A 25,151-nucleotide genomic window follows, 5' to 3' on the forward strand; every position below is an offset into this window, starting at 1 on the left:
GAACGGCAGCGTCCGGCGGCGCACTTCAGCCGCCGGCTCTGCGGTCGGTTACTGTGCGCGAATGTCAAACGCGCGCACGCATGGCGGCTATCGGACGGGCGGCTTATGGGCCGCGGCAGGAATCTCCTTCGGCGCTGTGATGGTCGGCTCGGCCATCGCCTCGTTCGGCATGATGGAGTTCGACGAGCGGTGCCAGCACGGGCTGATTCAGGGGCCGGGCCGACTCCTGCGGGTGCGGGATCAGGCGTTTCCGCCGGCCACCATCTGCGAGTTCCAGTACGGAGAGGTCTCCTCGATCGGCGGCGGGGGAGTGCTCAACGTGCTGCTCTGGGGCAGCATGCTGATCCTGGTCACCTGTCTGCTCGTGGCCCTGATCGCCGAGTGCCTCGATCCGTCACTCGGCAGCGAGCTCGTCGTGCCGATGTCCAGGGGCGCGAAGCTCCGCCGTACGGGAGCGGCGTTCTTCGTGCTCGGCTCCGTCTTCCTCATGGTCTACGCGTTCGCCGGATGGCGGCTGGTCGCGGGGCCGTCGTCGGCCTGCGCGGCAGGGGCGGACTGGGGGAACCAGGCGCCGAAGACGCTGGAGTACAGCTTCTTCCCGCCTCAGGCGACCTGCCAGTACACCAGTGGCCTGACGCGGCAGATGAACCCCGACTGGGTGGCATCGCTGGCAACCGAGTTGGCCGTTCCCGCGCTGATGGCCGGAGTGGGCTTTGCGCTTGCCTTGCGGCGCTGGGCCGTGGATCGGGCGCCCGATTCAGGTCCGGCGATGAGGAATTGGGGACGGTCGCGTCGGACTTCGACGGCTGAGACCGATCACTCCGTATCCCGCTCCGGCAGCGGCGAGTAGCGGGTGGGCCCGGTGACCATATGACGCACTGTCCAGCTTCGGGAGGGGTCCCGATCCCCGCCACTACGATCCGCCCCATGCGATGGTTCCGCAGGAGAGGCAAGAAGAGTCAACTGACCGGCGAATCGGGGGGCATGGCAGCTCCCGAGAAGGGACCAGAACCCGAACCTGAGTCAACCCCGAAGCAAGCGGGCAAGCTCGGAACGGAGAAGTCCCACCGCATTGAACCGCATCCGAAATGTGTGAGTTGCCGACGAAACATCGATCCTGAGGACTTGCGTCCCGACCCGATGGGGGAGCGGGGCATATGGGACATCGCCGCGAACCTCGGTCTGACCCAGGAGGATCTCGCTGGGCCGATGGCCGATGTCAGCGCCCAGCTCTACGCGCGGCGGTGCGATCGCTGCAATTCCTGGATGTGCCATGTGTGTGTGGACAAGGTCACCGGGCACGGCCGGCGGCCGGCCAGGCACCAAAGCTGCGGAGGCATCTTCCGGCCGAAACAGGTCGGTTGACGGAACCGGGAACCGCTCTTTCGGCCCTCGACGCGAGAGGGCGACAGAGAAGGGACTGAGCCATGACAGACGATGCCGTTGCCTGGATCGGATCAGGTGCCGCTCTCGGGATAACGCTGCTGACGTGGGCATATTGGGTGTGGAGCATGCGTGACGCGGATGAGCCCACGGAGCCGCCTCGAAGGAAAACCGCGCCGACGCCGCATCCGGCATATACGCTCTCTTGCGCCTACTGCGGCTATATGTGGCCGGTTCTGGATCCTGCGTCTGAGACACTGAAATGTCCCAACCCTGCGTGCGGTCGAACGCATCAGGGAATCCGGTACCCCGACCCTTGGGGCCGACCATACCGGTGAGCTTAAGGTCATCCGGTGACGAGTAGCAACGCGCCCCGTTCCCATGTCCTTGAAGGCACCCGTCCGGCAACGCCGCCCATCAACTGGCGTTACCGGCTTCGCCAGTTCGGATACACCGAACGCCCCCGGACCGACACCCGCGAGCGCCTGGTTCCGCCCTTTCCGAAGCCGTCCACTCGCCTCTGGGAGTTCCTGGGCTTCAGCCCGGCACCGGCCCACCGCCTCGGGAGGGCGATGGACTGGCTGGGGCCGGTACTCGTCGCCGTATTGGCCGGAGCGATACGTTTCTGGCAGCTCGGCCGTCCACATGCCTTCGTCTTTGACGAGACCTACTACGCCAAGGACGCCTGGTCCCTGCTGCGGTTCGGTTACGAGGGCACCTGGCCGGACCGTAAGATCGCCGACCCGCAGGTACTCGCGGACCCCCAGGTGATCTCGCTCACCGACACCGGGGCCTTTGTCGCGCACCCGCCCATGGGCAAGTGGGTGATCGCCCTCGGCGAGGGGATGTTCGGCCTCGACCCGTTCGGCTGGCGCTTCATGACGGCGGTCCTGGGCACGCTGTCGGTGCTGATGCTGTGCCGAATAGGCCGCCGCCTGTTCCGTTCGACGATGCTGGGTTGCCTGGCCGGCGCACTGCTGGCGATCGACGGCCTGCATGTGGTGATGAGCCGTACCGCTCTGCTGGACCTCGTCGTCATGTTCTTCGTGCTGGCGGCGTTCGGATGTCTGCTGATCGACCGGGACCAGGCGCGGGCCCGGCTCGCGGCGGCCTTGCCGGTCGGCGAGGACGGCCGTACGCGTCCGGACGGGGACACGGGTGATCATGCCGGGACGGGCTTGCGTCCATGGCGGCTCGCGGCCGGCGTCTGCCTGGGACTGGCGGCCTCGAGCAAGTGGAGCGGCCTGTATTTCCTGGTCTTCTTCGTGGCGCTGACCCTGCTGTGGGACGTCGGCGCGCGCCGCGTGGCGGGGGCGCGCCGCCCGTATCGCGCGGTGTTGCGCAAGGACCTCGGCTGGTCGGTGCTGTCCGTCGCCGTTGTCAGTGTGGTGACGTATGTGGCGACATGGAGCGGCTGGTTCCTGTCCGGCAACGGTTACGGACGCCACTGGGCGGACGGTCGCGGCGGCACCTGGTCGTGGATTCCGGCTCCGCTGCGCAGCCTGTGGCACTACGAGTACGGGGTCTACCAGTTCAACGTGGGGCTGCACACTCCCCACAAGTACGAGTCCAATCCCTGGAGTTGGCTGGTCCTCGGCCGCCCCGTGCTCTTCCACTACGAGTCGCCGGCGCCCGGGAAGGACGGCTGCACCGCGACGACCGACTGCTCACAGACGATCCTCGCGCTGGGCACGCCGCTCCTGTGGTGGTCGGCCTGCTTCGCGCTCATCTACCTGCTCTACCGATGGGCACTGCGCCGCGACTGGCGTGCCGGCGCCATCCTGTGTGCGGTGAGCGCCGGTTATCTGCCCTGGTTCCTGTACCAGGACCGTACGATCTTCTCCTTCTACGCCGTCGTCTTCGTGCCGTACCTGAGCCTGGCCGTGACGATGATGCTGGGAGCGGTGCTGGGGCCGCCGGGGGCGGCTGAGAAGCGTCGCATACAGGGGACGGTGGCGGCGGGCGCGCTCGTGCTGCTCATCGCCTGGAACTTCATCTACTTCTTCCCGGTCTACATGGGCCAGACGATCCCGTACGCCGACTGGCGCGCAAGGATGTGGCTCGACACGTGGATCTGAAGCCACGGCAGGCCGCGAAGGCGGCGAACGTGCGCGCCACGGCGTCAACTGGCGGCAGCGCCGAACCACTTGGGCAGCCGACTGAGCAGGTCCTGCTGATCGTCGCCGACCCACGCCACATGGCCGTCCGGCCGGAGGAGTACCGCGGGCACGTCCAGTTCCTCGCTCACGTCGACGACGTGGTCGACCCGGTCGTCCCAGCCCGCCACCGACAGCCGGCCGGTCTGGTCGAGCAGCAGGCCGCGACCGCCGTGCATCAGTTCGTAGAGGTTCCCCCGCTTCAGCTCCACGTCCCGCAGCCGCCGGCCGAGGAGTTCGTGGCCCTCGCCGAAGTCGTAGCGGATCCCGGTCGCGGTGATCTTCTCGGTCAGGTACCGGTTCACCTCCTCGAAGTCCATCAGTTCCGACAGCAGCCTGCGTACGGCCTGGGGGCCCGGCTCGTTGGACAGCAGCTCCATCTGCGCGCGGGTGTTGTTCAGCACGTCGGCGGCCACCGGGTGCCGCTCGGTGTGGTAGCTGTCCAGCAAGCCCCGCGGTGCCCAGCCGCCCACCTCGGCGGCCAGTTTCCAGCCGAGGTTGAACGCGTCCTGGATGCCGAGGTTGAGCCCCTGACCGCCGACCGGCGGGTGGATGTGCGCCGCGTCGCCGGCCAGCAGCACCCGGCCGACCCGGTAGCGCTCGGCCAGCCGGGTGGCGTCGCCGAAGCGGGACAGCCAGCGGGGTGAGTGCACGCCGAAGTCGGTGCCGGCGATGACCCGCAGCTGTCGCTTGAACTCCTCGAGAGTCGGCGGTACGGAGCGGTCCTCGGCCACCCCTTCGGCGGGCACGCCGACGCGGTACACCCCGTCCCCGAGGGGCATGGCGCCGAACCGCTTCTCGGTCTTGCGGACTTCGGCCATCACGGCGGCCAGCGTCTCGGGCTCCGCGGTCAGCTTCATCTCGCCCAGCAGGGTCTCGACGCGGCTGGGCTCGCCGGGGAAGCCGACGCCGAGCAGCTTGCGCACCGTGCTGCGGCCGCCGTCGCAGCCGACGACGTAACGTGAGCGCAGCCGCGTGCCGTCGGCCAGCTCGGCGCTCACCCCATGGTCGTCCTGGCTCAGCCCGGCCAGCGCGCAGCCGCGCCGGACCTCGGCGCCGAGCTCGGTGGCGCGCTCGGCCAGCAGGCGGTCGGTGGTGGTCTGCGGGATGCCGAGGACGTACGGATGTGAGGTGTCCAGCCGTTCCGGCGCGGGCTTACTGATTCCGGCGAAGTAGCCACCGACCGGGTACTGCTGACCGAGCGCCAGGAATCGGTCGAGCAGCCCGCGCTGATCCATCACCTCGATGCTGCGCGCGTGCAGTCCGAGCGAGCGGACGATCGGGGTCGGCTCCACGTCCTTCTCCAGCACGACCACGTGCACACCGTGCAACCGCAATTCGCCGGCCAGCATCAAACCGGTCGGTCCGCCGCCGACCACGATCACGTCAATCATCTGAAGACCCCCGTCATTTTCCGCAGCTTCTGGCTTCGGCCGCTCATTCTGCGGCCCGACCAGGGCCTTGCCGCAAGCCCCCCAGTGCGCTATAGGTTGAGAGTGGCAAGGAGTACACACGCTCCTTGCCTTTGCGCTTTTTCCGCGCGGGTCAGTTGTGCGTGGTGGCCGGTGGGCCGGTGATGGCGGTGAGGTGGAGTTTGGTCTCGTCCTCGCTGGCGGGTGCCGCGGTCATGATGACGATCTTGAGCTCGGAGTCGCCGTCGGTCAGGACGTCGCAGTCCACCGTGATGGGGCCCACCGACGGGTGGTCGATCGTCTTGTGGTCCTCGCGGTGCGCGGCCACCGCTCCCGTCGCCCATAGCGCGGCGAACCTCCTGTTGCCCGCGTTCAGTTCGCGGATCAGCGCGGCCAGGCGGGCGTCCTGGGGGAAGCGGCCGGTGGCGCGGCGCAGGTCGGAGACGACGGCGGCGTCAGTGGCGTCGCGGTCCGCCTCGGTCACCGGCCACAGCGCGAGGCGGGGGGAGGCGCCGTCGACCGGGAATCTGTCGCGGGCGAAATTGCGCAGCCGGGGCGGGGTGGGAGAGGGGTCGCCCAGCAGGGCGGCCCACCCACGATTCCACCGCACCAGTTGCCAGTCCGCCGCGAACACGGCGACCGCCACGTCCCCGAGGCGGGCCAGGACCCGCTGCAGGCCGGGCGGCAGATGGTCGGAGATCGCGCCGTCCACCGGCGGTACGAGCTGGGCCAGCCGGTACAGGTGGTCCCGCTCGGTGATGGACAGTTGCAGGGCGCGCGCCAGGGACGCCACCACCGATGCCGAGGGTGTCGTGGCCCGTCCTTGTTCCAGGCGCACGACGTAGTCGACCGACACCCCGGCCAGGTCGGCCAGTTCTTCCCGCCGCAGCCCTGCCGCCCGGCGACCGCGGGCCACCGGCAGCCCGGCGGCCGACGGGGGCAGCCGGTCCCGCCACATGCGGAGCACCGCGCCCAGTCCGGTTCCGGGTGACATCGACATGACCTCCATCGTCCCGCATCCCCGGTCGTCTGTGGGGGCGCGAGGGTGGTACTGGTCGTCCTACCGTCGAAGCCTCCCTGGTCCGCCTTACCGCCCCGGACCACCATCGAAGGCATGACGATCACCTTCATCACCGGAGCCAACAAGGGTCTCGGCCGCGAGACCGCCCGCCGCCTGATCGAGTACAGCCACACCGTGCTCGTCGGCGCCCGCGACCGCGAGCGGGGCGAGGAGGCCGCTGCGGCGCTCGGCGCCCGCTACGTCCCCATCGACGTGACCGACGACGCCTCCGTGGCCGCCGCGGCCGCGGACGTCGCCGAACACGAGGGCAGGATCGACGTCCTGATCAACAACGCCGGCGTGCACGGCCCCATAGGCGATCCCGGCGACCTCACCGCCGCCGACGCCCGCGCCGTCCTGGACGTCAACGTCATCGGCGTGGTCCGCACCACCACCGCGTTCCTGCCGCTGCTGCGCCGCTCGGACGACCCCGTGATCGTCAACGTCAGCAGCGGCATGGGCTCCCTCGCCCTCACCCACGACCCCGACCGGCCCGAGTCGCGTGTCGTCGCGCCTCTGTACACCTCGTCGAAGGCGGCCCTGACGATGCTGACCACGCAGTACGCGAAAGGGCTCAAGGACATCCGCGTCAACGCCGCCGACCCCGGCTACACCGCGACCGACCTCAACGGGCACAGCGGCCCCCAAACCGTCACCGAGGGCACGGACGCGATCGTTGCCCTGGCCACCGAGGGGCCCGGAGCCGGCACCGGGCGCTTCGTCTCCCGGCATGGCGAGATCGCCTGGTAGCCACGAAGAGTCGCGGCCGGCCCAGGGGATGCCGCGAGCCGCGATGAGTTCTGCGGCGTCCGGCAGTCATACTGCCGAACCCGTTACCGAGGAGGACTCCTGATGCGCAGCGTGACCTATTCGATGGGCGCCTCATTCGACGGCTACATCGTCGGGCCGGACGGCAACTTCGACTGGACGGCGCCCGACGAGGACGTCTTCCGCTTCTGGATCGACGAGATTCGACAGGTCGGCGTCCACCTGCTGGGACGACGGCTGTACGAGACGATGCTGTACTGGGAGACCGCCGACCAGGATCGATCGCTCGACGAGGCCGAACTCGAGTGGACCGCGCTCTGGAACCCGCTCCCGAAGGTGGTGTTCTCCACCACGCTGTCGGCGGTGCAGGGCAATGCGCGCCTGGCCTCCGGCGGCCTGGCGGAGGAGATCGAGCGGTTGCGAGCCGAGCCGGGGGAGGGCGAGATCGCGATCGGCGGCGCGACGCTCGCCGCCGAGGCCGCCGCGCTCGGGCTGATCGACGAGTACCGGGTCATGGTCCACCCGGTACTGGTGGGCGGCGGCATTCCGTTCTTTCCCCGGCACGAGCGCCGGGTGGATCTCGAACTCGTCGAGACACGCACCTTCAGTTCGAAATTCGTCTACCTCCGCTACCGCGTGGCGTCGGCGAAATGAGCCGCCGCAGACGCAGGTAAGGCGCCTGGGGTTATCCCCACCCCCGATCCGCCAGCAGCCGCCATGGTTCGCCATGACCGTGATCCGTAGCTTCGAGTCATCGGCTCGAAAAGATCGCGAGAGGACGGACCATGAGGCTGCGCAGCGGCAAGCGGCAGAAGACGGACGACCGGCCGGAGGCCCAGGGCACGCCCGGTCTCGCCGTCGAACTGCGCGGCGTCCGGCGGCAGTACGGCCGCGGCGCCGGTGCCGTGCACGCGCTCGCGGGCATCGACCTCGCCCTGCCCCGCGGCACGTTCACCGCCGTCATGGGCCCTTCCGGCTCCGGCAAGTCCACCTTCCTGCAGTGCGCCGCCGGCCTCGACCGGCCGTCGGCCGGCTCCGTGCGCCTCGGCGGTACGGAGATCACGGGCATGCGGGAGAACCAGCTCACCGAACTGCGCCGCAGCCGCCTCGGCTTCGTCTTCCAGGCCTTCAACCTCCTGCCCTCCCTCACCGTCGAGCAGAACGTGCTGCTCCCGACGCGCCTCGCCGGGCAGCGCCAGGACCGCCGACGCGCACAGGCGGTGCTCGCGCAGGTCGGCCTCACCGACAAGGCGAAGCGGCGGCCCGGCGAGCTCTCCGGCGGCCAGCAGCAGCGCGTGGCCATCGCCCGCGCCCTGATCACCAGCCCGGACGTGGTGTTCGCCGACGAGCCCACCGGCGCCCTCGACACCGGCACCGCCGCCGAGATCCTCGGCCTGCTCCGGCACGCGGTGGACACCCTCGGGGCCACCGTCGTCATGGTCACCCACGACCCGGCCGCGGCCGTCTGGGCCGACCGCGTGCTGTTCCTCGCGGACGGCGTCTTCGCCGGTGGCCTCGACCGCGGCTCGGCGGAGCAGATCGCGGCGCACATGGCCGCCCTGACCTCCCGTTCGGGCGCGATGGTGGGGGCGGCGGCGTGAGGAGCTTCGCCCCCAACGGCCTCGCCCGCGCGGCCGTGCGCTTCAAACCAGCGTCGTTCGCGGGCACGTTCGTCGCGCTGATGATGGCGGCGCTGATCGTCTCCGCCTGCGGCATCCTCTTGGAGACGGGCGCCCGCGCCTCGGTTCCGCCCGAGCGGTACGCCAAGGCGCCGGTGGTCGTGGCCGCGGACCAGTACGCCCGCTTCGTCACGGGCAGCGGGGACAGCCGGTCCGTGTCGGCGGACCTGCTGCCGGACACGGCGCGTGTGGACGCCGCACTGGCCGGCAAGGCGGCCCGCGTGCCCGGCGCGGAAGGGGCGGTGCCGGACTTCACGTTCCCGGTGCGCCAGGGCGACGGCGCGCTGACGGGCCACGGCTGGGGAGCGCACATCTTCACCGGTGCCGCGCTCACCTCCGGTGCCGCACCCCGTATCGGCGAGGTGGTGCTCGACGCCGCCGCCGCGCGGGCCGCGAAGGCCGGCGTCGGCGACACGGTCACGCTCGAAACCGCCGCCGGACGCGCCGATTTCCGCGTCTCCGGGCTGGCGCAGGCCGGAGACGGCGACGTGGCCGAGGGCGCCACGGGCTGGTTCGCCGACGCCCAGGCGTCCGCGCTGGCCGGGCATCCCGGCAAGGCCGACGCAATCGCCGTACTGGCGAAGGACGGGGCGGACGCCGACGCGCTCGCCGCCGGTGTGAAGAAGGCGCTCGCCGGTTCCGGCGCCAGGGTGCACACCGGCGACGAGCGCGGCGCCGTCGAGGACCGTGGACTCGGGTACGCCAAGGAGATGCTCACCGGGCTCGGCGGCTCCTTCGGCGGGATCGCCGCCATGGTCGCCGTCTTCACGGCGTCCGGCACGGTCGCGCTGTCCGTCGCCCAGCGGGCCCGGGAGTTCGCGCTGCTGCGCGCCGTCGGGGCCACTCCGCGGCAGATCCGCCGCGCGGTCGCCGCGGAGGCGCTGCTCGTCGCGCCCGCCGCCGGTCTGGTCGGCTGCCTGCCGGGGATCGGGCTCGCCCACTGGTGGTTCGGGCAGTTGCAGGACCGCGGGGCCGTGCCGGAGGCCGTGGACCTGCACATCTCCTGGATCCCGCTCGTCGTCGCCGTCGGCGCGGGACTGCTGACCGCGCTCACCGCCGGCTGGGCCGCCGGACGCCGGCCCGCGAAGATCAGGCCGGGGCAGGCGCTCACCGAGGCGTCGGTGGAGCGACTGCGGCCAGGCGTGATCCGTACGGTGCTGGGCCTGGGCGCCCTTGTCGGCGGCGGGCTCCTCACCGTCGTAGCCGCCCGTTCGGCGGGGGAGGACGCGGCCAACGCCGCCCTTGGCGTCGTCATGCTCTTCATGCTCGCCGTCGCGCTGCTCGGCCCGCTGGTGGCGCGGCTGTGCGCGGAGCTGTTCGGGCTCCCACTGAGCGGCGGCGGTGCCTCGGCCTCGCTCGCGGCCGCCAACTCCCGTACGAACGCCCGTCGGCTGGCCTCCGCGATCACCCCGATCGTGCTGGCCATGGCCTTCGCCTCGACGCTCGTCTTCATGCACACGAGCGAGAGCCATGTCGCCGCGAAGCAGCTGCGCGCCGGCGTCACCGCGGACCATGTGGTCACGGCCCCGGCCGGGCTGCCCGCCGACGCCGTCGACCGGGCCGCCCGCGTGCCCGGCGTCGACGCGGCCGTCGGCCTGCTCGACACGCAGGTGCTTGTGCCCGTCGGGTCGGGCGGCGACCGGTGGCTGCAGAGCTCGGCGGCCCAGGGCATCTCCGGTTCCGGCGCGCAGCTCGCGAAGGTGCAGGACCTCGACGTGCGCGACGGCAGCCTGGACCGGGTCGGCAAGGGTCGGCTCGCCATCGACAAGGCGCTCGCCACGTCGGCGAAGGTCAAGGTCGGCGACACACTGCCCCTCTACCTTCCCGACGGCACCAGGACCAGCCCAGAGGTCGTCGCCGTGTACGGCCGCGGTCTCGGCCTCGCCGCGGTGACCATGGACCGCGCGTCCCTGGCCGCCCATGTCACCTCGGTCTTCGACAGCACACTCCTGGTACGGGGCGGCGACGCACAGGCCCTCGCCCCGCTCGGCAAGGTCACCGACGCCTCCGGCTACGCGGTCGAGCAGAGCACCGACCGCGAGCTCAATGCCTGGGCCAACTACACGATGGCCGGCGTCCTCGGTGGCTTCGCCGCCGTCGCCGCCGTCAACACGCTCGTGATGACCGTCCTCGACCGCCGCCGCGAACTCGGCATGCTCCGCCTCGTCGGTTCCACGCGGCGCCAGGTGATGCGGATGCTGCGCTGGGAAGGCCTCCTGGTGGCGGTGACCGGCATCGTCCTCGGCACGGCCATCGCCGCCGCGACGCTGATCCCGATGATGCGCGGCCTCACCGGCGAGGCCCCGTACGTACCTCCCCTGGTGTACGCGGCCTTCGCCGGCGGCGCGGTGGGCCTGGGCCTGCTGGCAGTGACCCTGCCGGCGAGGGCGGCGCTCCGGCGCTGAGGAACGGTAGCGCTGAGGCACGCCCCGCAGAGCAGGGACTCAAGTCAACAGGAGCAAGCGAACCGCAGCCTTGAGGTCACCGAGCACGGTCGGATCATCGTCGATCGCACCATGCGGTCGGTCTGCCTGCCCAAGCGCAAGCGCCGCCTGGCCTCGCGGGACGCGTTGGCCGAAATAGCCCTCGCTCAGCCGCCCCCTATCTAGGGTGGTCCATGTGGACAGCACCGACATCGACCGCTTCGACACCAGTCGATTCGAGGCCAGCCGGAACCGGCTGGCCTCGCTCGCCTACCGGCTCCTGGGCTCCGCCACCGACGCCGAAGACGCCGTGCAGGACGGGTTCCTGCACTGGCAGGCCGCCGACCGGGAGCACATCAAGGTGCCGGAAGCGTGGCTGACCAAGGTCGTCACCAACCTGTGCCTCGACCGGCTCCGCTCGGCACAGGCCCGCCGCGAACGCACCGCCGGGGCCTGGCTCCCCGAACCGCTCCTCGACGGCGACCCGATGCTCGGCCCGGCCGAGACGTTCGAGCAGCGGGAATCGGTCTCCCTGGCCGTGCTGACGCTCATGGAGCGACTGTCACCCGTCGAGCGGGCCGTCTACGTCCTGCGTGAAGCGTTCTCCTACAGCCACGCCGAGATCGCCGAGATCCTCGACATCACCGAGTCCGCAAGCCAGCAGCACCTCCACCGGTCCCGCCGCCGCATCACCGCCGAGCGCCGCCGCGACGGCGGCGAGCTCGACCCGGCATCCGCCCGCAGGATCGTCGAGGAATTCCTCACCGCCGCCACCTCGGGCCGCACCGAACGGCTGGTGGCGCTGCTCACCGACGACGCGATCGCGATCTCCGACGGCGTCGGCGGCATGGCGGAGAAGCTGCTGCGGTTCGACACTCCGCAGCGCGTCGCCGCCGTCGTACGAGCCGGCCTCAAACCCACAGCCGCGAAACGGCGCCTTGCGGGCGGCACGCCTGCCATCCACTACGCGCACGTCAACGGCGCCCCCGCCATCCTCTTCGTGATCGGCGACCAGGTCAGGGGCATCGCGACGTTCGACCTCGCGAGCGGCCGGATCGAAACCGTGCGCGGCATCGCCGCCCCCACCCGCCTCGCCCGCCTCACCGCAGCCTGGCGCCGACAGGAACCGGACACACCGCTCATCACCCAGTGGTGACCCGGCGCCGACATGGAATCCACGAAGGGCCCGGTGTGCCAACGTGTGCCCATGACGACTCTTGCCCAGCTCCGCAAAGCGGCGCTCTCCTTCCCCGAGACCGTCGAGCAGGCCACCCGCACCGCGACAGCCGCCTTCGTGGTCGGCGACAAGCCGTTCGCCTCGCTGGGCAAGGACAAGTACGTCCACCTCCACCTTCCGGCCGAGGATGCGGAGGTGATGCTCGCCGCGCACCCGGTCGCGAAGCCGTACACCCGCGGCGCAGTGCGGATCGGCGTACGCGTCCCGTTGGGAGAGATCGACGGGCAACAGCTCAACCACTGGGTACGACGCGCCTGGTTGGCGCATGCCCCCAAGCGTCTCGCCGCGCAGGTGGCGGCAGCCGACACCGCGGCCCCCGGCGCGGTCGGCGACCTGCCGAAGGCGATCGGCAGGCCCGCGACGCAGGCGCTCGCCTCCGCCGGGATCACGACCCTCGACCAAGTGGCAGGCCTGACCGAGTCGGAGCTGTCGGCCCTGCATGGCGTCGGCCCGAAGGCCGTCCGCATCCTGGCCGAGACCCTGTCCGCCACCGGCCGCGCCTTCAAGGGCTGAAGCGGTTCACCGGCTGTCGGTAGCGTGACCGCCGTGATGGTGGGCACCGAAGAAACGCGGCTGGTCATCCTGCGGGGCAACAGCGCCTCGGGCAAGTCGACCGTCGCGGTCGGACTTCGCGAGCGGTTCGGCCGTGGTCTGGCCCTGGTCGGCCAGGACAACATCCGCAGGGTCGTCCTGCGCGAGCGGGACCGGCCGGGCGCCGCGAACATCGGCCTGATCGACCTGACGGCCCGTTACGCCCTGGACGCCGGGTATCACGTCGTCGTCGAAGGCATCCTCTACGCCGATCGTTACGGCGACATGCTCGCCCGGCTGCGCCGCGACCACCGCGGCCCGACCCACGCCTACTACCTGGACGTCCCGTTCGCCGAAACCCTCGCCCGGCACGCCACGAAACCGATCGCCGACGAGGTCGACGAGTCGCAACTGCGCGACTGGTACCGGACCTTGGACCTGCTGCCCGGTGGCATCGAGACGGTCATCGGCGCCGACAGCACCCTGGCCGCGACGGTGGACCGCATCATGGCCGAGACAGGCCTGACCGGCCTCCCGGCGCTGGAGTAGCTGCGCGGCGGCGCGTCAGGGCTTGCGGGCCACCCCGCCGTAGACATCCGTGGGCTCGGGCGTGGTGCCGGGCTCGGGGTGCCACAGGGGGCAGGAGACGATGCCGGGTTCGAGCAGTTCCAGGCCCTCGTAGTAGGCGGCGAGTTGCTCAGGGCTGCGCAGGACGTACGGGATGGCGCCGGTGTCGTCGTAGCCCTGCTGGGCCCGCTTGAGTTCCTCGTCCGTGTCCGTGCTGTCGTAGTGCACGAAGTAGCTGCCGGGACACAGGGCCGCCTGGAGGCGGCGGACGATGGACTTGGCCTCCTCATAGTCCTGGATGTGGCCGAGGATGCCCATGAGCATGAGGGCGACCGGCTGGTCGAAGTCCAGGATCCGGCCCGCCGCTTCGAGGATCTTCTCCGGTTCGTGCAGGTCCGCGTCGACGTACTCGGTGACGCCTTCGGGGGTGCTGGTGAGCAGGGCCTGGGCGTGCCGGAGGACGAGCGGGTCGTTGTCGGCGTAGACGATGCGGGACTCGGGCGCCACCCGCTGTGCGACCTGGTGGGTGTTGTCGTACGTGGGCAGGCCGGTGCCGATGTCGAGGAACTGCCGGATGCCGAGATCGCCGGCCACGAAGGTGACGGCGCGGATCAGGTACTGGCGGGAGGCGCGGGCCATGGTCTCGATGTTCGGCGCGGTCTCGCGGTAGGCGTCGCCCGCGATCCGGTCGACCTCGTAGTTGTCCTTGCCCCCCATCCAGTAGTTCCAGATGCGGGCGGAGTGCGGCACCGTGGTGTCGATCTTGGACAGTGCTTCCTGGTCGGGGGCGGGCCGGCCGTCTGCCATGGGAGTTCTCCTGCCGTGCGTCACGGGGTCGGTTACCAACGTATCGTCAACTGCTGCTGCTTCCGCCCGAGTTCGCAGTGCGCAGGGAGGCCGGGGCGGGGTAAGTGGGTGAGGTCGGCCGCGTCGAGGCGGACGACGGGGACGTGTTGCGCGAGGGTTCGCATCGCCCGCGCATAGGCGTCGGCCGCCTCGGTGAAGTCCGTGGGGGCGGGCCGGAGGAAGCTCACGGATGCCGTCAGGTGAATGAGGGCGCCGTCGCGTTCGGCCACGGATTCGGCGAAGTCCAGTGCCTGGATCCAGGTCACCCGGGAGTGGCCGCGGCGCAATGGTCCGTAGACGAGTTCGTGGATGATGCTGCCGTCGAGGGCCACGCGCCCCGGCGTCGCGAGGAGTTCACGGTAGGGCCGGGTCGGGTCCACGTGGTGCAGGCGGTCCGGCAGGTGCTGGACCGGGAAGCCGTGGTGGGCCAGCTGGGCGATGAGGCCGTTGCGGGGGACGCCGTCGGCGCCCTCGATGACCAACGTCCGGTGGCTCAGGAGCGCCTGCGGGAGGTTCATGCCGTCGCCTCGGGGCCGACTCGGGTGGTTCGGCGCGGAGCGATGCGGCCCGGGCGGGTGGCGGGCACGGTCCGGCGGGAGAGTCGGGGTGACGCGTGCATACCACTTCCTTCGAGGCGACAGACCTGTTCAGTGTGGTCGGACGACCCGCACGCCGGGAGTGGGCGTGCGGGTTGTCCGGTTGTGCGCGCGTAGTGGTGTGCCGGTACGGGTGGCGGCGTCAGGCGACCAGGAAGTCGGCCTGGCCGGCCTTGGCGCCTTCCAGGAACACGATCATCTCGTCGCGGGAGTAGACCAGCGCGGGGCCGTCGGGGTCGGTGGACTGGCGGAAGGCGACGCTGCCGTCGGGCAGTCGCTTGGCCTCGACGCAACTGCCGCCGTTGGTACCGCTCCAGGGCTTGTGCCAGCCCTCGGTGCCCAGGTCGGAGGCCGGCATACCGCTGTAGATGGGGCCTTTGGATCCCATGGATCACAACTCCTTACGCAGTTCACCCAGGATGGCCCGGGTTCGATCGACCGGCTCCGCCTGCACGGACATCCGGTCCAGTACTTCGAGGTAGGCGCCGACGTCCTCGGGCCGGTCGACATAGACCGCGCCGGCCAGGCTCTCCACGTAGACGATGTCGGGCAGTTCGGAGAATCCGAAGCGAAAGTGGTGGAACGGGCCGAAGGCGCCGGGGTGGGCGCCCGCCGCGAAACGCATGATCTGGATCCGGACCTTCGGCAGGTCCAGGGCCTCGTGCAGCCGGTCTATCTGAGCCCGCATCACCTCGGCCCCGCCGACCGCCCGGCGCAGCACCGTCTCGTCCAGGACGGCCCAGAGGGCGGGCGCGTCCGGTTTGGCGAGCAGGTCCTGGCGTTTGAGTCGCAGGTCGACGCGGCGGGCCGTCTCCTCCTTGGGCTCGTCGGGGAAGCCGACGCGCATGAGCGCCTCGGCGTACTCGTGCGTCTGCAACAGGCCGGGGACGTAGTGGGGTTCGTAGAGACGGATGACCGAGGCTTCGCTCTCCAGGCTCACGTACGCCTTGAACCACTCCGGGAGCACGTCGCGGTACTGGTACCACCACCCGGGCTGGTTCGCCTTGCGGGCCAGATCCAGGAAGTCCTCGATCTCCGCCGCCGGGACGCCGTAGGTGTGCAGCAACTCCTTCACGTACGGAATGCGCAGCCCGACCTCGGCCTTTTCGATCCGCCGGACCGTGAGCGCGGTGACCTCGATGGCGCGCGCCGCGTCCTCGAAGGACAGTCCGGCCTGTTCCCGCAGCTGCTTCAGCCGCTTGCCGAGCACCATCCGCAGGACGGTGGGTGCACTGCCGCTCGAGCGGTTCTCGCCCACGTCCTACCTCCCTCGGCGGCCATCACAGCGTGCAGTGTGCCACGCGGTCCAACGACACAGACAGAGCGATGCGGATCGATACGAAATTATCAGAACGCCAGTTGCGTATCGAGTATCCACGCGACCATAGTTCTCGTGGGACCTCCGCGCGGAGCGGCGCGACGAAGGTCAACTCTGCCCGGGCAGTGCTGACTTGACGGCCCGGCAGGTACAGCGCAGCTACACGATCTGATGCGAGACCTGGATGGCCACCGTGACCGACGGACACGCAAGGAGCCCGGGCAAGGGCCCCGCCGGAGGCAATGCGGCACTGGCGAGCGCGCTGAAGGAGGCCGGCTGCTCGTACGCCTCCCTCGCCCTTCGGGTCAATGAACTCGGCCACTGCCAGGGCGCCGACTCCAGCTACGACAAGGCGTCGGTGACCCGCTGGCTGCAGGGACAGCAACCCCGGGGCAGAACACCGGAGTTGATCGCCGCGGTGCTGTCCGAGCGGCTCGGCCGTTTCGTGTCACCCGCGGATCTCGGCTTCCATCCCGACCAGCAACGCCCGGTCGTGGCCAGGACGCTCGCGTTCGGCGAGGACATGGCGGACACCCTGCACGCGCTCGCCGAGCTGGGGTCGACCGACATCTCCCGGCACAGCCTGCTCGGCTCGGTCCCCTTCGTCGCCGGCGCCCTGACCCACCCTCAGCGCGAGTGGCTGCTGTGGCTGCTGGAGAACCAGGACACCGGGCAGCTGACGCCGGTGGCCGACGGCGGCCCCGTCGAACAGGTGCACGCGATGATCGCCATGTTCGACGAGATGGACAACCACTACGGCGGCGGCGGAGTGCGCACCAGCATCGTGCACTACCTGTCCACCGAGGTCGTCCCGATGCTGCAGCGGCGCGGCACGTCCCCCCAGGTGCAGCGCCCCCTGTACACCGCCGCGGCCCGCCTCGCCGCGATGGCCGGCTGGAGCTCGTACGACGCGGGGGAGTACGGGCTGGCGCAGCGCTACATGATCCAGGCGCTGCGCCTGTGCGCCGAGGGCCGCGACCGGGTCCTGGGCGGGCAGATCCTGGCCGGACTGTCCCACCTGGCCACCAGCCTCGGCCGTCCCGACGAGGGGGTGTGCCTGGCCCGCGCGGGCATCGTCACCGCCAAGGAAGCGGGCAGCCCGCTGGGCCTGATGCGCCTGTACGCCATGGCGGCCCGCGGACACGCGGCCCAGGGGCACGCGCGTGAAGCCGGCGACGCCCTGCGCCGGGCCGAGCAGCACCTGGACGCCAGCCGCGGTGCCGAACAGGAATCCCCCTGGGTGCGCTTCCTCGACGACCACTACCTGCAGGCCGAATCGGCGCTCTGCTTCCGTGACTTGGGGCTCGCCGCCCAGGCCGAGCGCACGGCGAGCGAGTCGGTGAGTGCCAACGCCGACCGGCGCAGGCGCCAGGCCATCAGCCGCTCCGTACTGGCCACGGCCCACCTGCAGCAGAACCGGCTGGACGAGGCCGTCGGCACGGCCACCGAGGCGCTGGACGCCCTGGCCACCGTGCACAGCGAACGCTCCATACAGGCTCTCCGCGACTTCCGCAGGCGGCTGGAGTCCCGCCGGGATGAACCCCTTGTACGGGAGTTCGAGCGCCGCTCCCGCGCGGTGCTGGGGGCGGCGGCGTGAACGGTCGACCCGCCTCAGTACCCGTCCGGGGACGGGGCGTTCTGCGCCCGGTCCACCGGCACATGGGCCCCCGACACACCGCTCGACCAGTCGGACAGCAGGAACGCCACCACCCGCGCCACCTCCTGCGGCGCAACCGGCTCTCCGCCCGGCAGCTCCGCGGCCGCGAACCCGGCGAACCGCTCGGGATCCTCCCGGCGCATACGGTCCCAGCGTCGGCCGGGGATGAGCATCGACCCCGGGGAGACGGCGTTCACCCGGATCCCGTCCGGACCGAGTTCACGGGCGAGCGACGCGGCCAGGTGGATCTGGGCGGACTTCGCGACTCCGTACTGGACGGGCGGCCCCGGCTTCCAGCCGGAGATCGACGAGATCAGTACGACCGAGCCGCCGCCCGCGTCCCGCAGGTGCGGGATCGCGGCACGCACCAGCCGCACCGCATGACCGACGTTCAGCTCCCAGGTCGCGGCCCAGTCCGCGGCGTCCGTCCGCTCGAAGCCCCCTCCGTGAGAGCCGCCCGCACACGCGACCACCCCGTCAAGGCCGCCCAAACGCTTCGCCGATGCCGTGACGAACCGCTCCAGACGCTCCGGCTCGGTGACGTCGAGCGCCCGGGTGAACATGGGCCCGCCGTCCTCACCCCGCAGCGACAGCTCCAGCGCCTCCAGGTCACGCGCGGTACGCGCACACGTCGCCACCCGCGCCCCTTCGGCCACCAGCAGCCGTACGATCTGCTCGCCCAGACCCCGTGTGCCACCCGTGACCAGCACGCGCTTGCCGCGCACGCCGGACCCGCCACGGGACTCCTCGCGCGCCCCCACCCGGCTGCCGTGCACGTTCCTCACGCTCTCGAACATACCTCCCGCGCCACTACGCACCCGCAACCGGACAACCCGCACACCCCCTGGTCCAGCAGCCGGTCCGGGTTGTTGGCTGCATATGCAGCCAGCACTTCCCCGACCGCGCTGCCCCCACAAGGAGGCTCCATGACGGCACCCAGGGCCCAGCGCCACCAGCCGTCGCCCTCCCCGGCACGCCTCCACGCCACGATCCCCGCCCAGCCCTCGCGCGCCGCAGACGTGCGGCACCTGGTCACCGAGCACCTCAGGCGGCTGCGGCTGCCGCCGGAGTACGTGGACAACGCCGTCCTCGCCACGGACGAGTTGTTCGCGAACGCGGTCCGGCACGCGCGTACCGGCCCCGGCGACACGGTCACCCTCACCATCGAGTGCGGTGAGTACGAGCTGCGGGTGACGGTCGGCGACCACTCGCCGCTCCCGCCGCGGCTGCGTACGGCGGGCGGGGCCGAGGAGTCCGGTCGTGGGCTGGCCATCGTGGCCGCGGTGGCCGATGACTGGGGTGTCGCGCCCCCGGAGCCCGGCAGCCCGGGCAAGCGGGTGTGGTTCACGCTGGAGTTGGGGTGGGTACCGTGACGAGCGCGCTGGGGCGGCAGTCGCAGGTCGAGGCCGCGGACGAGAGCCGTCTCGCCGATGCGTCGGTGCGCTCCGACGACGGCGCGGCAGGTACCGAGACGGCAGACCCGTTGGCGCCGGTGTCGGAGGCTGCCCTGGCCGCGGAACTGCTGCACCGGGCCGACCACGAGCGGGACCTCATGCGGCGGGCGCAGGCCGACCCCACCCCGCAGCGGCGGTCCGAGATCATCGCGTGCCGTCGCGCCAACGCCGACGCGCTCAAGGGCGTCGTCCACCGCCATGGCTGGCCGTCCGCCGACCGGGTGGGCGCCACCGCCTCGACCGCGGCCCTGATGATCCTGCTGCACGCCCCGGACCTGGACTTCCAGCTCTCCTGCCGGGACCTGATCGCCCAGGCCACCCTGGACGGCCGCTGCCCCGCCGTCCACCTCGCGTACATCGCCGACCACTGCGCCGTCGAGCAGCGCCTGCCGCAGTTCTACGGCACCCGCGTCAACCCGGCCACGCTGCGCCCGTACCTGATACGCCGGCCGGAAAGCGTCGACGAACGCCGCCGCGATGTCGGCCTGGGTCCGCTGGAGGAGCAGATGGAGGCACTGCGACACGGTTGCTGAGACCCATCCGCGAAGCCACCCTCCATCTGTGGACGCGGAACCGATGGAGGACGCCATGGACATCACTCGCAGACGCCTGTTGTCCGTACTGTCGGCCGCCGGGCTGATGGCGGGGATTCCCTCCCGGTCGGCGAGCGCGGAGGAGGTCGCCGTGAGCATGGCACGGATTCTGGCCAACACGGTGGAGGTCTTCGCCGGGACCGCCGAGTCCAATGCCCGGCCGGAGACGGCGGCCAAGGTGGCGACCGTTCACCAGGCCGCGCGGGCGAATCTGCGGTCGATGGACGATGCCGGAGCGGGCGAGCTGTTCGCCGGTCTGGAGCTCGGCGCCGATCCGGCCCGCCTGGACACCGCCTTCCGGCGGCTGTACGAGATCGCCCTCGCCACCCGCACACCGGGCGCCGCCGATTCGGACCTGTTCGGGAACACCGCCGTGCGGCGCCGGGTGATCGACGGTCTCGTGTGGCTGCACGAGCGCTACTACGGCGACCAGTCCCAGGGCTACTACGGCAACTGGTTCCACTGGGAGATCGGTCTGTCGCAGCACATCAGCAGAACGCTCGTGCTCCTCGCGGACCAGGTGCAGGCCCACCGCCCGGACCTCCCGCGCACATACGTCGCCTCGATGGACGCCTATCTCCGCAACGGCATCGACGGGGACGTGAACCTCGACTCGCGCTTCCACACGGGCGCCAACCTCGCCGACATCACCACGAACCGGATCCTGCAAGGCGCGCTTCTCGGCGACGACGCCCGCATCCGCAAGGCCCTCACCGACCAGTCGACGGTCTTCGCCACCATCGACCCGTACCACCTCAACCACGGTGTCACGGACGGCCACTACGCCGACGGCTCCTTCATCCAGCACGCCTCGGTCGCCTACACCGGCTCATACGGCAAGGCCCTGCTGACCCGTGTCGTGCAGACCCTCAAGATCCTCGACGGCACGGGCTTCGCACACGGTGAGGACCTGGTGTCGACCGTCCAGGGCTGGGTGCGGAACGGCTTCGCCCCGCTCGTCTTCGAGGGCTGGATGATGGAGATCGTCAAGGGGAGGGCGGTCTCGCGGACGAATACCGGCTACGGCGATGTCGCCGTGGTCGTCGAGGCCGTAGTCGATCTGTCGTCGCTCGCGGACGGCGCCGACGCCGCCGCCCTGAAGAGCTACGTCAAGCACATCCGGTCGACCTCGCGCACGGCTCCCGACCCTTCCGCTTTCGTCTCCCCGGTCAGCATCGTGCGGTACGCCGACATCATCGGCGACGCGACCATCCCACCCGCAGACCTGGGCCCCGCCTCGCGCAGCCTCGCCTTCAACGCGATGGACAGGACCGTGCACCGCAGACCCGGATACGCCTTCGCGCTCGCCCGCAGTTCCGACCGGATCAGCAAGTACGAGTACATGAACGGCGAGAACCTCATGCCCTGGTTCCAGGGCGACGGCGCTTACTACCTCTACCTCTCCGGACAGGACCAGACCCAGGCGTACGGCATCGACTACTTCACCACCGTCTCCCCGTACGGCCTCGCCGGAGTCACCGCACCGGTCGAGCAGCGGGACACGATCCCCGAGCTGTACGGGAAGCCGTTCTACGACAATCCCGGCCACCCGCTGAACTTCACCTCGTCCTCCGAGTCGCAGAACACGTACGTCTACTTCCCGCGCGGCACCAACCGGCACTCCGGCGGCGCGGTCCTCGGGACGTACGGGGCGGCCGGGATGGTGCAGTCCGGCGATGTGGCCCACCGCGACAAGGCGGCAGGTCTGCTGCCGGACGATTTCGTCGTCTACCGCAATGCGACCGCGACGAAGTCGTGGTTCCTCCTCGACGAGGAGGTCGTGGTACTCGCAGCGGGCGTCGGGGACAGCGCCGGGCGGGCCGTGACCACGACCGTCGACGCCCGTATCGCCGCACCGGACGACCAGGTCTCCGTCACCGGGAGGCTCCGCGACGGCCGCCCCTGGACCGGCACGGGCACCGGTGACCTGCGCTGGCTGCGCTACGCCAATGCCACGCAGCGGACCGCCGTCGGCTACGTCTTCCTCGACACTCCGCCCGTGCGGGTCGCCGTGAACGAGATCACCCGCAGCCGCCGGGTCGTGCGCACCTCGAACCCCGACACCGCGGTGACCCGCGGCGTGTTCGGTGTCACGGTCGACCAGGCTCCCGGAGCACAACTCGCCCGCCTGGCCTACGCGTTGGTGCCGAACGCGGGGGAGAACCGACTTCAGGCGTACCAGCACGGACCGCTGAAGGTTCTGTCGAACACCTCCGGCCTCCAGGCCATCACCCACACCGGCCTCGGCCTGACGGCCGCCAACAGCTTCACGCCCGGCCACCACGAAACCGCCGGGCTACGCATCGAGGGACCCGCCTCGGTGATCGTGCGGCGCGAGCGACACGGCCTGACCACCGTCGCCGTGTCCGACCCGACCATGGACCGGGACACGGTCGGCGTCCTCCTGCTCGGCCGGCCGCTACGCGCGGTCACGTCCGACGCAGGAGTTCGCGTGAGGTCGGAACGGGGCGGAACCCGCCTGGAGTTCGACACCCGGCACGCGTACGGCCGGAGCTTTACGGTCGTACTGCGCGGCTGAAAACGTGCGGACTGCGTGCCGGATCGCGAGGTGGGCCGGCCGGAGATCCCGGAGGCGCTCCGGCCGACTTGGAGGGCACTGCGCTGTTCTGCGGCTCCTTCCGGCAGCTGTTACGCCGGGTCGATGCGGGAGACGCTGCCGCCAATGGCGAGAACGTACAGCTCGCCATCGCCGCCCTGGACGAACGAGACGACCTCACCGCCGTCGACGCCGAGGTCGTTCACGCCGGTCACCTTGCCGTTCTCCAACTGCAGAGAGCGGACGGTGCCGTCGCAGAAGTCGCTGAACACGTACTGACCCTTGAGATCCGGGATCGCGTTGCCCCGGTAGACGTATCCGCCGGTCACCGAGCAGCCCGGCCCGCTGCGGTCGTACTCGTGGATCGGTGGCACGTGGTTCGCGGGCTCCGTGCCGCCCCGGAAGGGATGGTTGCCCTCCATCTGGTTCCAGCCGTAGTTCTCGCCGCCCTTGCTGCTCGCCGGGGCCCAGTCGATCTCCTCCCAGGCGCTCTGGCCGACGTCACCGATCAGCAGGTCGCCCGTGCCCGCGTCGAAAGAGAACCGCCACGGGTTGCGCAGCCCGTACGCCCAGATCTCGTCCTTGGCGTTCGGGTCGTCCACGAACGGGTTGTCCGGCGGGATCGCGTACGGTGTGCCGCCGGTCGGGTCGATGCGCAGGATCTTGCCGAGCAGCGTGCCGAGGTTCTGCCCGTTGCCTTGCGGGTCGCCGCCCGAGCCTCCGTCGCCGAACGCGATGTAGAGGTAGCCGTCGGGGCCGAACGTGATGTCGCCGCCGTTGTGGTTGGCGTAGGGCTGCGTCTGGGTGAGGACGGTGCGCCGGGTGTCCGGCTGGATCTTGCCGTCCCGTACGGCGAACTCGTCGATGGTGCTGGTGCCTTGGAGGTTGGTGAACGAGATGTAGAAGTGCGCGAATTCCTTGTCGAACGCGATACCGAGCAGGCCGCGTTCGCCGTCGGTGGTGGTCTCGCCGGAGATGTCGAGGACGGGCTCGCCGAGTCCTTGATCGTCCAAGACCCTTACGGTGCCTGCGCGTTCGGCGATCCAGACCGTGCCTCCGGGACCGGCGGCGCCGGCGGTCGGATTCTTGGCCGTGGCCACATTCGTGAGGGCGACCTGCGCTGCCTGCCGTGGGGCGGCGGGCTCACGGGCGGACGCCGTGGCTGAGGAGAGGGACGCGACGAGGCAGATGGTGCCGATGATCGCCGCGCTTCTGGTGCGAACTTTCACCGTGATCCTCCTGGAGGCGGTGAACGGGGAGGTCACCCGGCTGCTTGGGCAGGTTCAGGGGTGTCGCCCGCGCCAGCACGCAACCTGGGTGGGGGGATGGTGTGCTACTGGCCATGGATGAGGATATTGGGACAGGGGCGCCTGGAGTAGACCAGGACACGCCACGGTCTGCGCTGGGCGCCCCCGGCTCGGATTGATGCGCTGGACGCATGAACAGATCTCGGTTTGATGCTGGACACCGATCCACCGGTGCTTCGAAACTCTCGCCAACGACAGTGACCGAGACGAGGACCGATGAGACGGATCACCAGACGTACGGCGCTCGCCGTCACAGCGGGTGCGGTCGCGGCGCCTGCCGTGGGCACGGCAACCGCCGAGGCCGCCGACACCGCGACAGCCACATCTCAAGGACGACAGGCGGCCCCCGGACTAAATCCGGTCCTGCGAACGGACCTCGTCACGCGGGTGACACCGAGGAACAACTGGCTGGTGACAGCCGTCGTCATCCAGTACTCGCATCGCATCGACTTACGCGGCGGCGTGATCCCGCCCTCGGCCTTCCAGGTGAAGGCCACGGTGGGCGGGCAGACGGCGGCTCGCACGGTGACCCGGGTCTACTCCACAGGGGACGACCGCCTGATCATCGAACTCGACCCGAACGACTCCAACGCGCGGGCCGCCGGCACCGATCCCCTTCCGCTCGACCGCGCGTACTCCGTCAGACAGGTGGAGGACGTACGCAGCCCGGGAGGTGAACTGGTACTCAAGGCCGGTCCGTTCGCGAGCCGGAACGACGGCGTCATCAATCCCGTGGTCGACGACTTCGCCGCCGGTTCCTTCACGGACTCCGCGGGTTTCGAACTGGACTTCCGGCTGCACCGGCCCGAGGGATTCGTACGGAACCCGCGGACGCGCAAGCGGTACCCGCTCGTCGTCACCCTGCACGGCGGCGGCGAAGTCGCGGACAACAACATGACCCAGCTCACCTCCAACCGGATCGCGGTCACGTTCGCCAAACCGGAACGACAGCGCCGCGACCCCGCGTTCGTCCTCTCCCCGCAGATCCCGCTGCCCCGTCCCATGGACGGACCCGACGGCACGGACTGGACCGACGCCAAGGTCCAGGCCGCGCTGAGCGAACTCATCGACACCTTCGTCAGCGAGCACTCCCGCAACGTCGACACAGCCCGGCTCTATCTCGTCGGCCTGTCCTCGGGCGGGCGCGGTATCTACAGCCTGCTCGCGAAGCGACCCGACGTGTTCGCGGCAGCCCTTCCCACGGCCGGCTGGGGCGAGACGGCCGCTATGGAGAAGATCACGCACATCCCCATGTGGGCCGACCACTCCGTCGACGACCCGGTAGTCCCTTACCGGGAGGGCCGGTTCGGCAAGCCCGGCACGTGGACGCTGATGAATTCGCTGGAGACCGCCGGCGCACGGGTCACCCGCGGGGAATGGGCCAACGATCTGCCGAAGGCACAGTTCGAGGCCCATTCCCGGGCGCTCCTGCGGGAGGCCCGGGCCACGCGCAGTCATGTCCTGTTCACGAGCTACGCGGCCGGAACGACACCGGTGAACCCGCACCTCTCATGGGCCCAGACGTACGAGAACGACGTGGTCCTCGACTGGCTCTTCGAACAGTCCCGGTAGCCCACTTCGCTATCCGGTTGCCGCGCTCTCACCGC

General features: G+C 70.5%; 23 protein-coding genes. 15 read left to right on the forward strand and 8 right to left on the reverse strand.

Annotated elements, in window-relative coordinates:
* The first annotated feature begins 61 nt into the window (after window positions 1-61).
* From KCH48_RS04045 to KCH48_RS04055, 3 genes are all read left to right on the forward strand, one after another.
* Window positions 62-850, forward strand: coding sequence for a hypothetical protein (locus KCH48_RS04045; RefSeq protein WP_210570451.1), 789 nt, complete (start codon window positions 62-64; stop codon window positions 848-850).
* A 77-nt stretch (window positions 851-927) separates the two neighbouring features.
* On the forward strand, window positions 928-1,365 hold the full coding sequence (locus tag KCH48_RS04050; RefSeq protein WP_210570452.1) for a hypothetical protein: 438 nt from the start codon (window positions 928-930) through the stop codon (window positions 1,363-1,365).
* A 371-nt stretch (window positions 1,366-1,736) separates the two neighbouring features.
* Window positions 1,737-3,461: a dolichyl-phosphate-mannose--protein mannosyltransferase gene (locus KCH48_RS04055; protein ID WP_210570458.1), complete on the forward strand. Its 1,725-nt coding sequence runs from the start codon at window positions 1,737-1,739 to the stop codon at window positions 3,459-3,461.
* A gap of 44 nt (window positions 3,462-3,505) precedes the next feature.
* On the opposite strand, the gene rox is transcribed toward KCH48_RS04055, so the two are convergent.
* On the reverse strand, window positions 3,506-4,933 hold the full coding sequence (rox, locus tag KCH48_RS04060; protein WP_210570460.1) for a rifampin monooxygenase: 1,428 nt from the start codon (window positions 4,931-4,933) through the stop codon (window positions 3,506-3,508).
* Window positions 4,934-5,084: 151 nt separating this feature from the next.
* Entirely contained in the window at window positions 5,085-5,960 is an 876-nt protein-coding gene (locus KCH48_RS04065; protein ID WP_210570462.1) for a helix-turn-helix transcriptional regulator, read from the reverse strand.
* Between the two features lie 105 nt (window positions 5,961-6,065).
* Here KCH48_RS04065 and KCH48_RS04070 point away from each other — a divergent pair, with 105 nt between their 5' ends.
* The 7 genes from KCH48_RS04070 (at window position 6,066) to KCH48_RS04100 (ending at window position 13,198) form a co-directional block, all read left to right on the forward strand.
* Window positions 6,066-6,761, forward strand: coding sequence for an SDR family NAD(P)-dependent oxidoreductase (locus KCH48_RS04070; protein WP_210570463.1), 696 nt, complete (start codon window positions 6,066-6,068; stop codon window positions 6,759-6,761).
* Between the two features lie 102 nt (window positions 6,762-6,863).
* Window positions 6,864-7,433, forward strand: coding sequence for a dihydrofolate reductase family protein (locus KCH48_RS04075; RefSeq protein WP_210570471.1), 570 nt, complete (start codon window positions 6,864-6,866; stop codon window positions 7,431-7,433).
* Window positions 7,434-7,564: 131 nt separating this feature from the next.
* Complete coding sequence (locus KCH48_RS04080; protein WP_210570473.1) at window positions 7,565-8,380, forward strand: ABC transporter ATP-binding protein; 816 nt, start codon at window positions 7,565-7,567, stop codon at window positions 8,378-8,380.
* Entirely contained in the window at window positions 8,377-10,863 is a 2,487-nt protein-coding gene (locus KCH48_RS04085) for an FtsX-like permease family protein (RefSeq protein WP_210570475.1), read from the forward strand. The genes KCH48_RS04080 and KCH48_RS04085 overlap by 4 nt, the downstream gene beginning before the upstream one ends.
* Window positions 10,864-11,077: 214 nt before the next feature.
* Window positions 11,078-12,037, forward strand: coding sequence for a sigma-70 family RNA polymerase sigma factor (locus KCH48_RS04090; protein ID WP_210570476.1), 960 nt, complete (start codon window positions 11,078-11,080; stop codon window positions 12,035-12,037).
* Window positions 12,038-12,088: 51 nt separating this feature from the next.
* Complete coding sequence (locus tag KCH48_RS41955) at window positions 12,089-12,631, forward strand: MmcQ/YjbR family DNA-binding protein (protein WP_246884709.1); 543 nt, start codon at window positions 12,089-12,091, stop codon at window positions 12,629-12,631.
* 36 nt (window positions 12,632-12,667) lie between these two features.
* Entirely contained in the window at window positions 12,668-13,198 is a 531-nt protein-coding gene (locus KCH48_RS04100) for an AAA family ATPase (RefSeq protein ID WP_210570925.1), read from the forward strand.
* A gap of 15 nt (window positions 13,199-13,213) precedes the next feature.
* On the opposite strand, the gene KCH48_RS04105 is transcribed toward KCH48_RS04100, so the two are convergent.
* From KCH48_RS04105 to KCH48_RS04120, 4 genes are all read right to left on the reverse strand, one after another.
* Entirely contained in the window at window positions 13,214-14,023 is an 810-nt protein-coding gene (locus KCH48_RS04105; protein ID WP_210570478.1) for an SAM-dependent methyltransferase, read from the reverse strand.
* A gap of 32 nt (window positions 14,024-14,055) precedes the next feature.
* Window positions 14,056-14,580 (reverse strand): hypothetical protein, encoded by a 525-nt coding sequence (locus KCH48_RS04110; protein ID WP_210570480.1) that lies wholly within the window; start codon window positions 14,578-14,580, stop codon window positions 14,056-14,058.
* A gap of 220 nt (window positions 14,581-14,800) precedes the next feature.
* Complete coding sequence (locus KCH48_RS04115; RefSeq protein WP_210570482.1) at window positions 14,801-15,046, reverse strand: DUF397 domain-containing protein; 246 nt, start codon at window positions 15,044-15,046, stop codon at window positions 14,801-14,803.
* 3 nt (window positions 15,047-15,049) lie between these two features.
* Complete coding sequence (locus KCH48_RS04120) at window positions 15,050-15,871, reverse strand: helix-turn-helix transcriptional regulator (protein ID WP_210570926.1); 822 nt, start codon at window positions 15,869-15,871, stop codon at window positions 15,050-15,052.
* Between the two features lie 289 nt (window positions 15,872-16,160).
* Between KCH48_RS04120 and KCH48_RS04125 the strand changes: the two genes are divergently transcribed.
* Window positions 16,161-17,573: a hypothetical protein gene (locus KCH48_RS04125; RefSeq protein WP_210570484.1), complete on the forward strand. Its 1,413-nt coding sequence runs from the start codon at window positions 16,161-16,163 to the stop codon at window positions 17,571-17,573.
* A gap of 14 nt (window positions 17,574-17,587) precedes the next feature.
* Here KCH48_RS04125 and KCH48_RS04130 read toward each other — a convergent pair whose 3' ends face one another.
* Window positions 17,588-18,409: an SDR family NAD(P)-dependent oxidoreductase gene (locus KCH48_RS04130; RefSeq protein WP_374104652.1), complete on the reverse strand. Its 822-nt coding sequence runs from the start codon at window positions 18,407-18,409 to the stop codon at window positions 17,588-17,590.
* A gap of 150 nt (window positions 18,410-18,559) precedes the next feature.
* Between KCH48_RS04130 and KCH48_RS04135 the strand changes: the two genes are divergently transcribed.
* Genes KCH48_RS04135 through KCH48_RS04145 form a run of 3 tightly spaced genes read left to right on the forward strand, consistent with a single transcriptional unit; the run spans window position 18,560 to window position 22,219 of the window.
* The gene (locus KCH48_RS04135) at window positions 18,560-19,006 is read left to right on the forward strand and encodes an ATP-binding protein (RefSeq protein WP_210570486.1); all 447 of its coding nucleotides are present in this window, start codon (window positions 18,560-18,562) and stop codon (window positions 19,004-19,006) included.
* The gene (locus tag KCH48_RS04140; protein WP_307840793.1) at window positions 19,003-19,620 is read left to right on the forward strand and encodes a DUF6624 domain-containing protein; all 618 of its coding nucleotides are present in this window, start codon (window positions 19,003-19,005) and stop codon (window positions 19,618-19,620) included. Before KCH48_RS04135 ends, KCH48_RS04140 begins: the two co-directional genes overlap by 4 nt.
* Window positions 19,621-19,675: 55 nt before the next feature.
* Window positions 19,676-22,219 carry a polysaccharide lyase family 8 super-sandwich domain-containing protein gene (locus KCH48_RS04145; protein WP_210570928.1) on the forward strand — a complete coding sequence of 848 codons (2,544 nt, stop codon included), beginning with the start codon at window positions 19,676-19,678 and terminating at the stop codon, window positions 22,217-22,219.
* Window positions 22,220-22,329: 110 nt separating this feature from the next.
* Here KCH48_RS04145 and KCH48_RS04150 read toward each other — a convergent pair whose 3' ends face one another.
* Window positions 22,330-23,466, reverse strand: a complete 1,137-nt coding sequence (locus tag KCH48_RS04150) for a sorbosone dehydrogenase family protein (protein ID WP_210570487.1) — start codon at window positions 23,464-23,466, stop codon at window positions 22,330-22,332.
* A gap of 294 nt (window positions 23,467-23,760) precedes the next feature.
* On the opposite strand from KCH48_RS04150, the gene KCH48_RS04155 reads away from it, so the two are divergent.
* Window positions 23,761-25,116, forward strand: a complete 1,356-nt coding sequence (locus KCH48_RS04155) for a prolyl oligopeptidase family serine peptidase (protein ID WP_210570488.1) — start codon at window positions 23,761-23,763, stop codon at window positions 25,114-25,116.
* The last annotated feature ends 35 nt before the right edge of the window (window positions 25,117-25,151 follow it).

It is taken from the genome of Streptomyces sp. GESEQ-4 (genome assembly GCF_017948455.1).
In the GTDB taxonomy this organism is placed as follows: domain Bacteria; phylum Actinomycetota; class Actinomycetes; order Streptomycetales; family Streptomycetaceae; genus Streptomyces.

What these genes read in the sequence shown, in the direction of transcription:
- KCH48_RS04045 (WP_210570451.1), top strand. Translation starts at nt 62, where the DNA reads ATGTCAAACGCGCGCACGCATGGCGGCTATCGGACGGGCGGCTTATGG.
- KCH48_RS04050 (WP_210570452.1), top strand. Translation starts at nt 928, where the DNA reads ATGCGATGGTTCCGCAGGAGAGGCAAGAAGAGTCAACTGACCGGCGAA.
- rox (WP_210570460.1), bottom strand. Translation starts at nt 4,933, where the DNA reads ATGATTGACGTGATCGTGGTCGGCGGCGGACCGACCGGTTTGATGCTG.
- KCH48_RS04065 (WP_210570462.1), bottom strand. Translation starts at nt 5,960, where the DNA reads ATGGAGGTCATGTCGATGTCACCCGGAACCGGACTGGGCGCGGTGCTC.
- KCH48_RS04070 (WP_210570463.1), top strand. Translation starts at nt 6,066, where the DNA reads ATGACGATCACCTTCATCACCGGAGCCAACAAGGGTCTCGGCCGCGAG.
- KCH48_RS04075 (WP_210570471.1), top strand. Translation starts at nt 6,864, where the DNA reads ATGCGCAGCGTGACCTATTCGATGGGCGCCTCATTCGACGGCTACATC.
- KCH48_RS04080 (WP_210570473.1), top strand. Translation starts at nt 7,565, where the DNA reads ATGAGGCTGCGCAGCGGCAAGCGGCAGAAGACGGACGACCGGCCGGAG.
- KCH48_RS41955 (WP_246884709.1), top strand. Translation starts at nt 12,089, where the DNA reads ATGACGACTCTTGCCCAGCTCCGCAAAGCGGCGCTCTCCTTCCCCGAG.
- KCH48_RS04100 (WP_210570925.1), top strand. Translation starts at nt 12,668, where the DNA reads ATGGTGGGCACCGAAGAAACGCGGCTGGTCATCCTGCGGGGCAACAGC.
- KCH48_RS04105 (WP_210570478.1), bottom strand. Translation starts at nt 14,023, where the DNA reads ATGGCAGACGGCCGGCCCGCCCCCGACCAGGAAGCACTGTCCAAGATC.
- KCH48_RS04110 (WP_210570480.1), bottom strand. Translation starts at nt 14,580, where the DNA reads ATGAACCTCCCGCAGGCGCTCCTGAGCCACCGGACGTTGGTCATCGAG.
- KCH48_RS04115 (WP_210570482.1), bottom strand. Translation starts at nt 15,046, where the DNA reads ATGGGATCCAAAGGCCCCATCTACAGCGGTATGCCGGCCTCCGACCTG.
- KCH48_RS04120 (WP_210570926.1), bottom strand. Translation starts at nt 15,871, where the DNA reads ATGGTGCTCGGCAAGCGGCTGAAGCAGCTGCGGGAACAGGCCGGACTG.
- KCH48_RS04125 (WP_210570484.1), top strand. Translation starts at nt 16,161, where the DNA reads ATGGCCACCGTGACCGACGGACACGCAAGGAGCCCGGGCAAGGGCCCC.
- KCH48_RS04135 (WP_210570486.1), top strand. Translation starts at nt 18,560, where the DNA reads ATGACGGCACCCAGGGCCCAGCGCCACCAGCCGTCGCCCTCCCCGGCA.
- KCH48_RS04145 (WP_210570928.1), top strand. Translation starts at nt 19,676, where the DNA reads ATGGACATCACTCGCAGACGCCTGTTGTCCGTACTGTCGGCCGCCGGG.
- KCH48_RS04155 (WP_210570488.1), top strand. Translation starts at nt 23,761, where the DNA reads ATGAGACGGATCACCAGACGTACGGCGCTCGCCGTCACAGCGGGTGCG.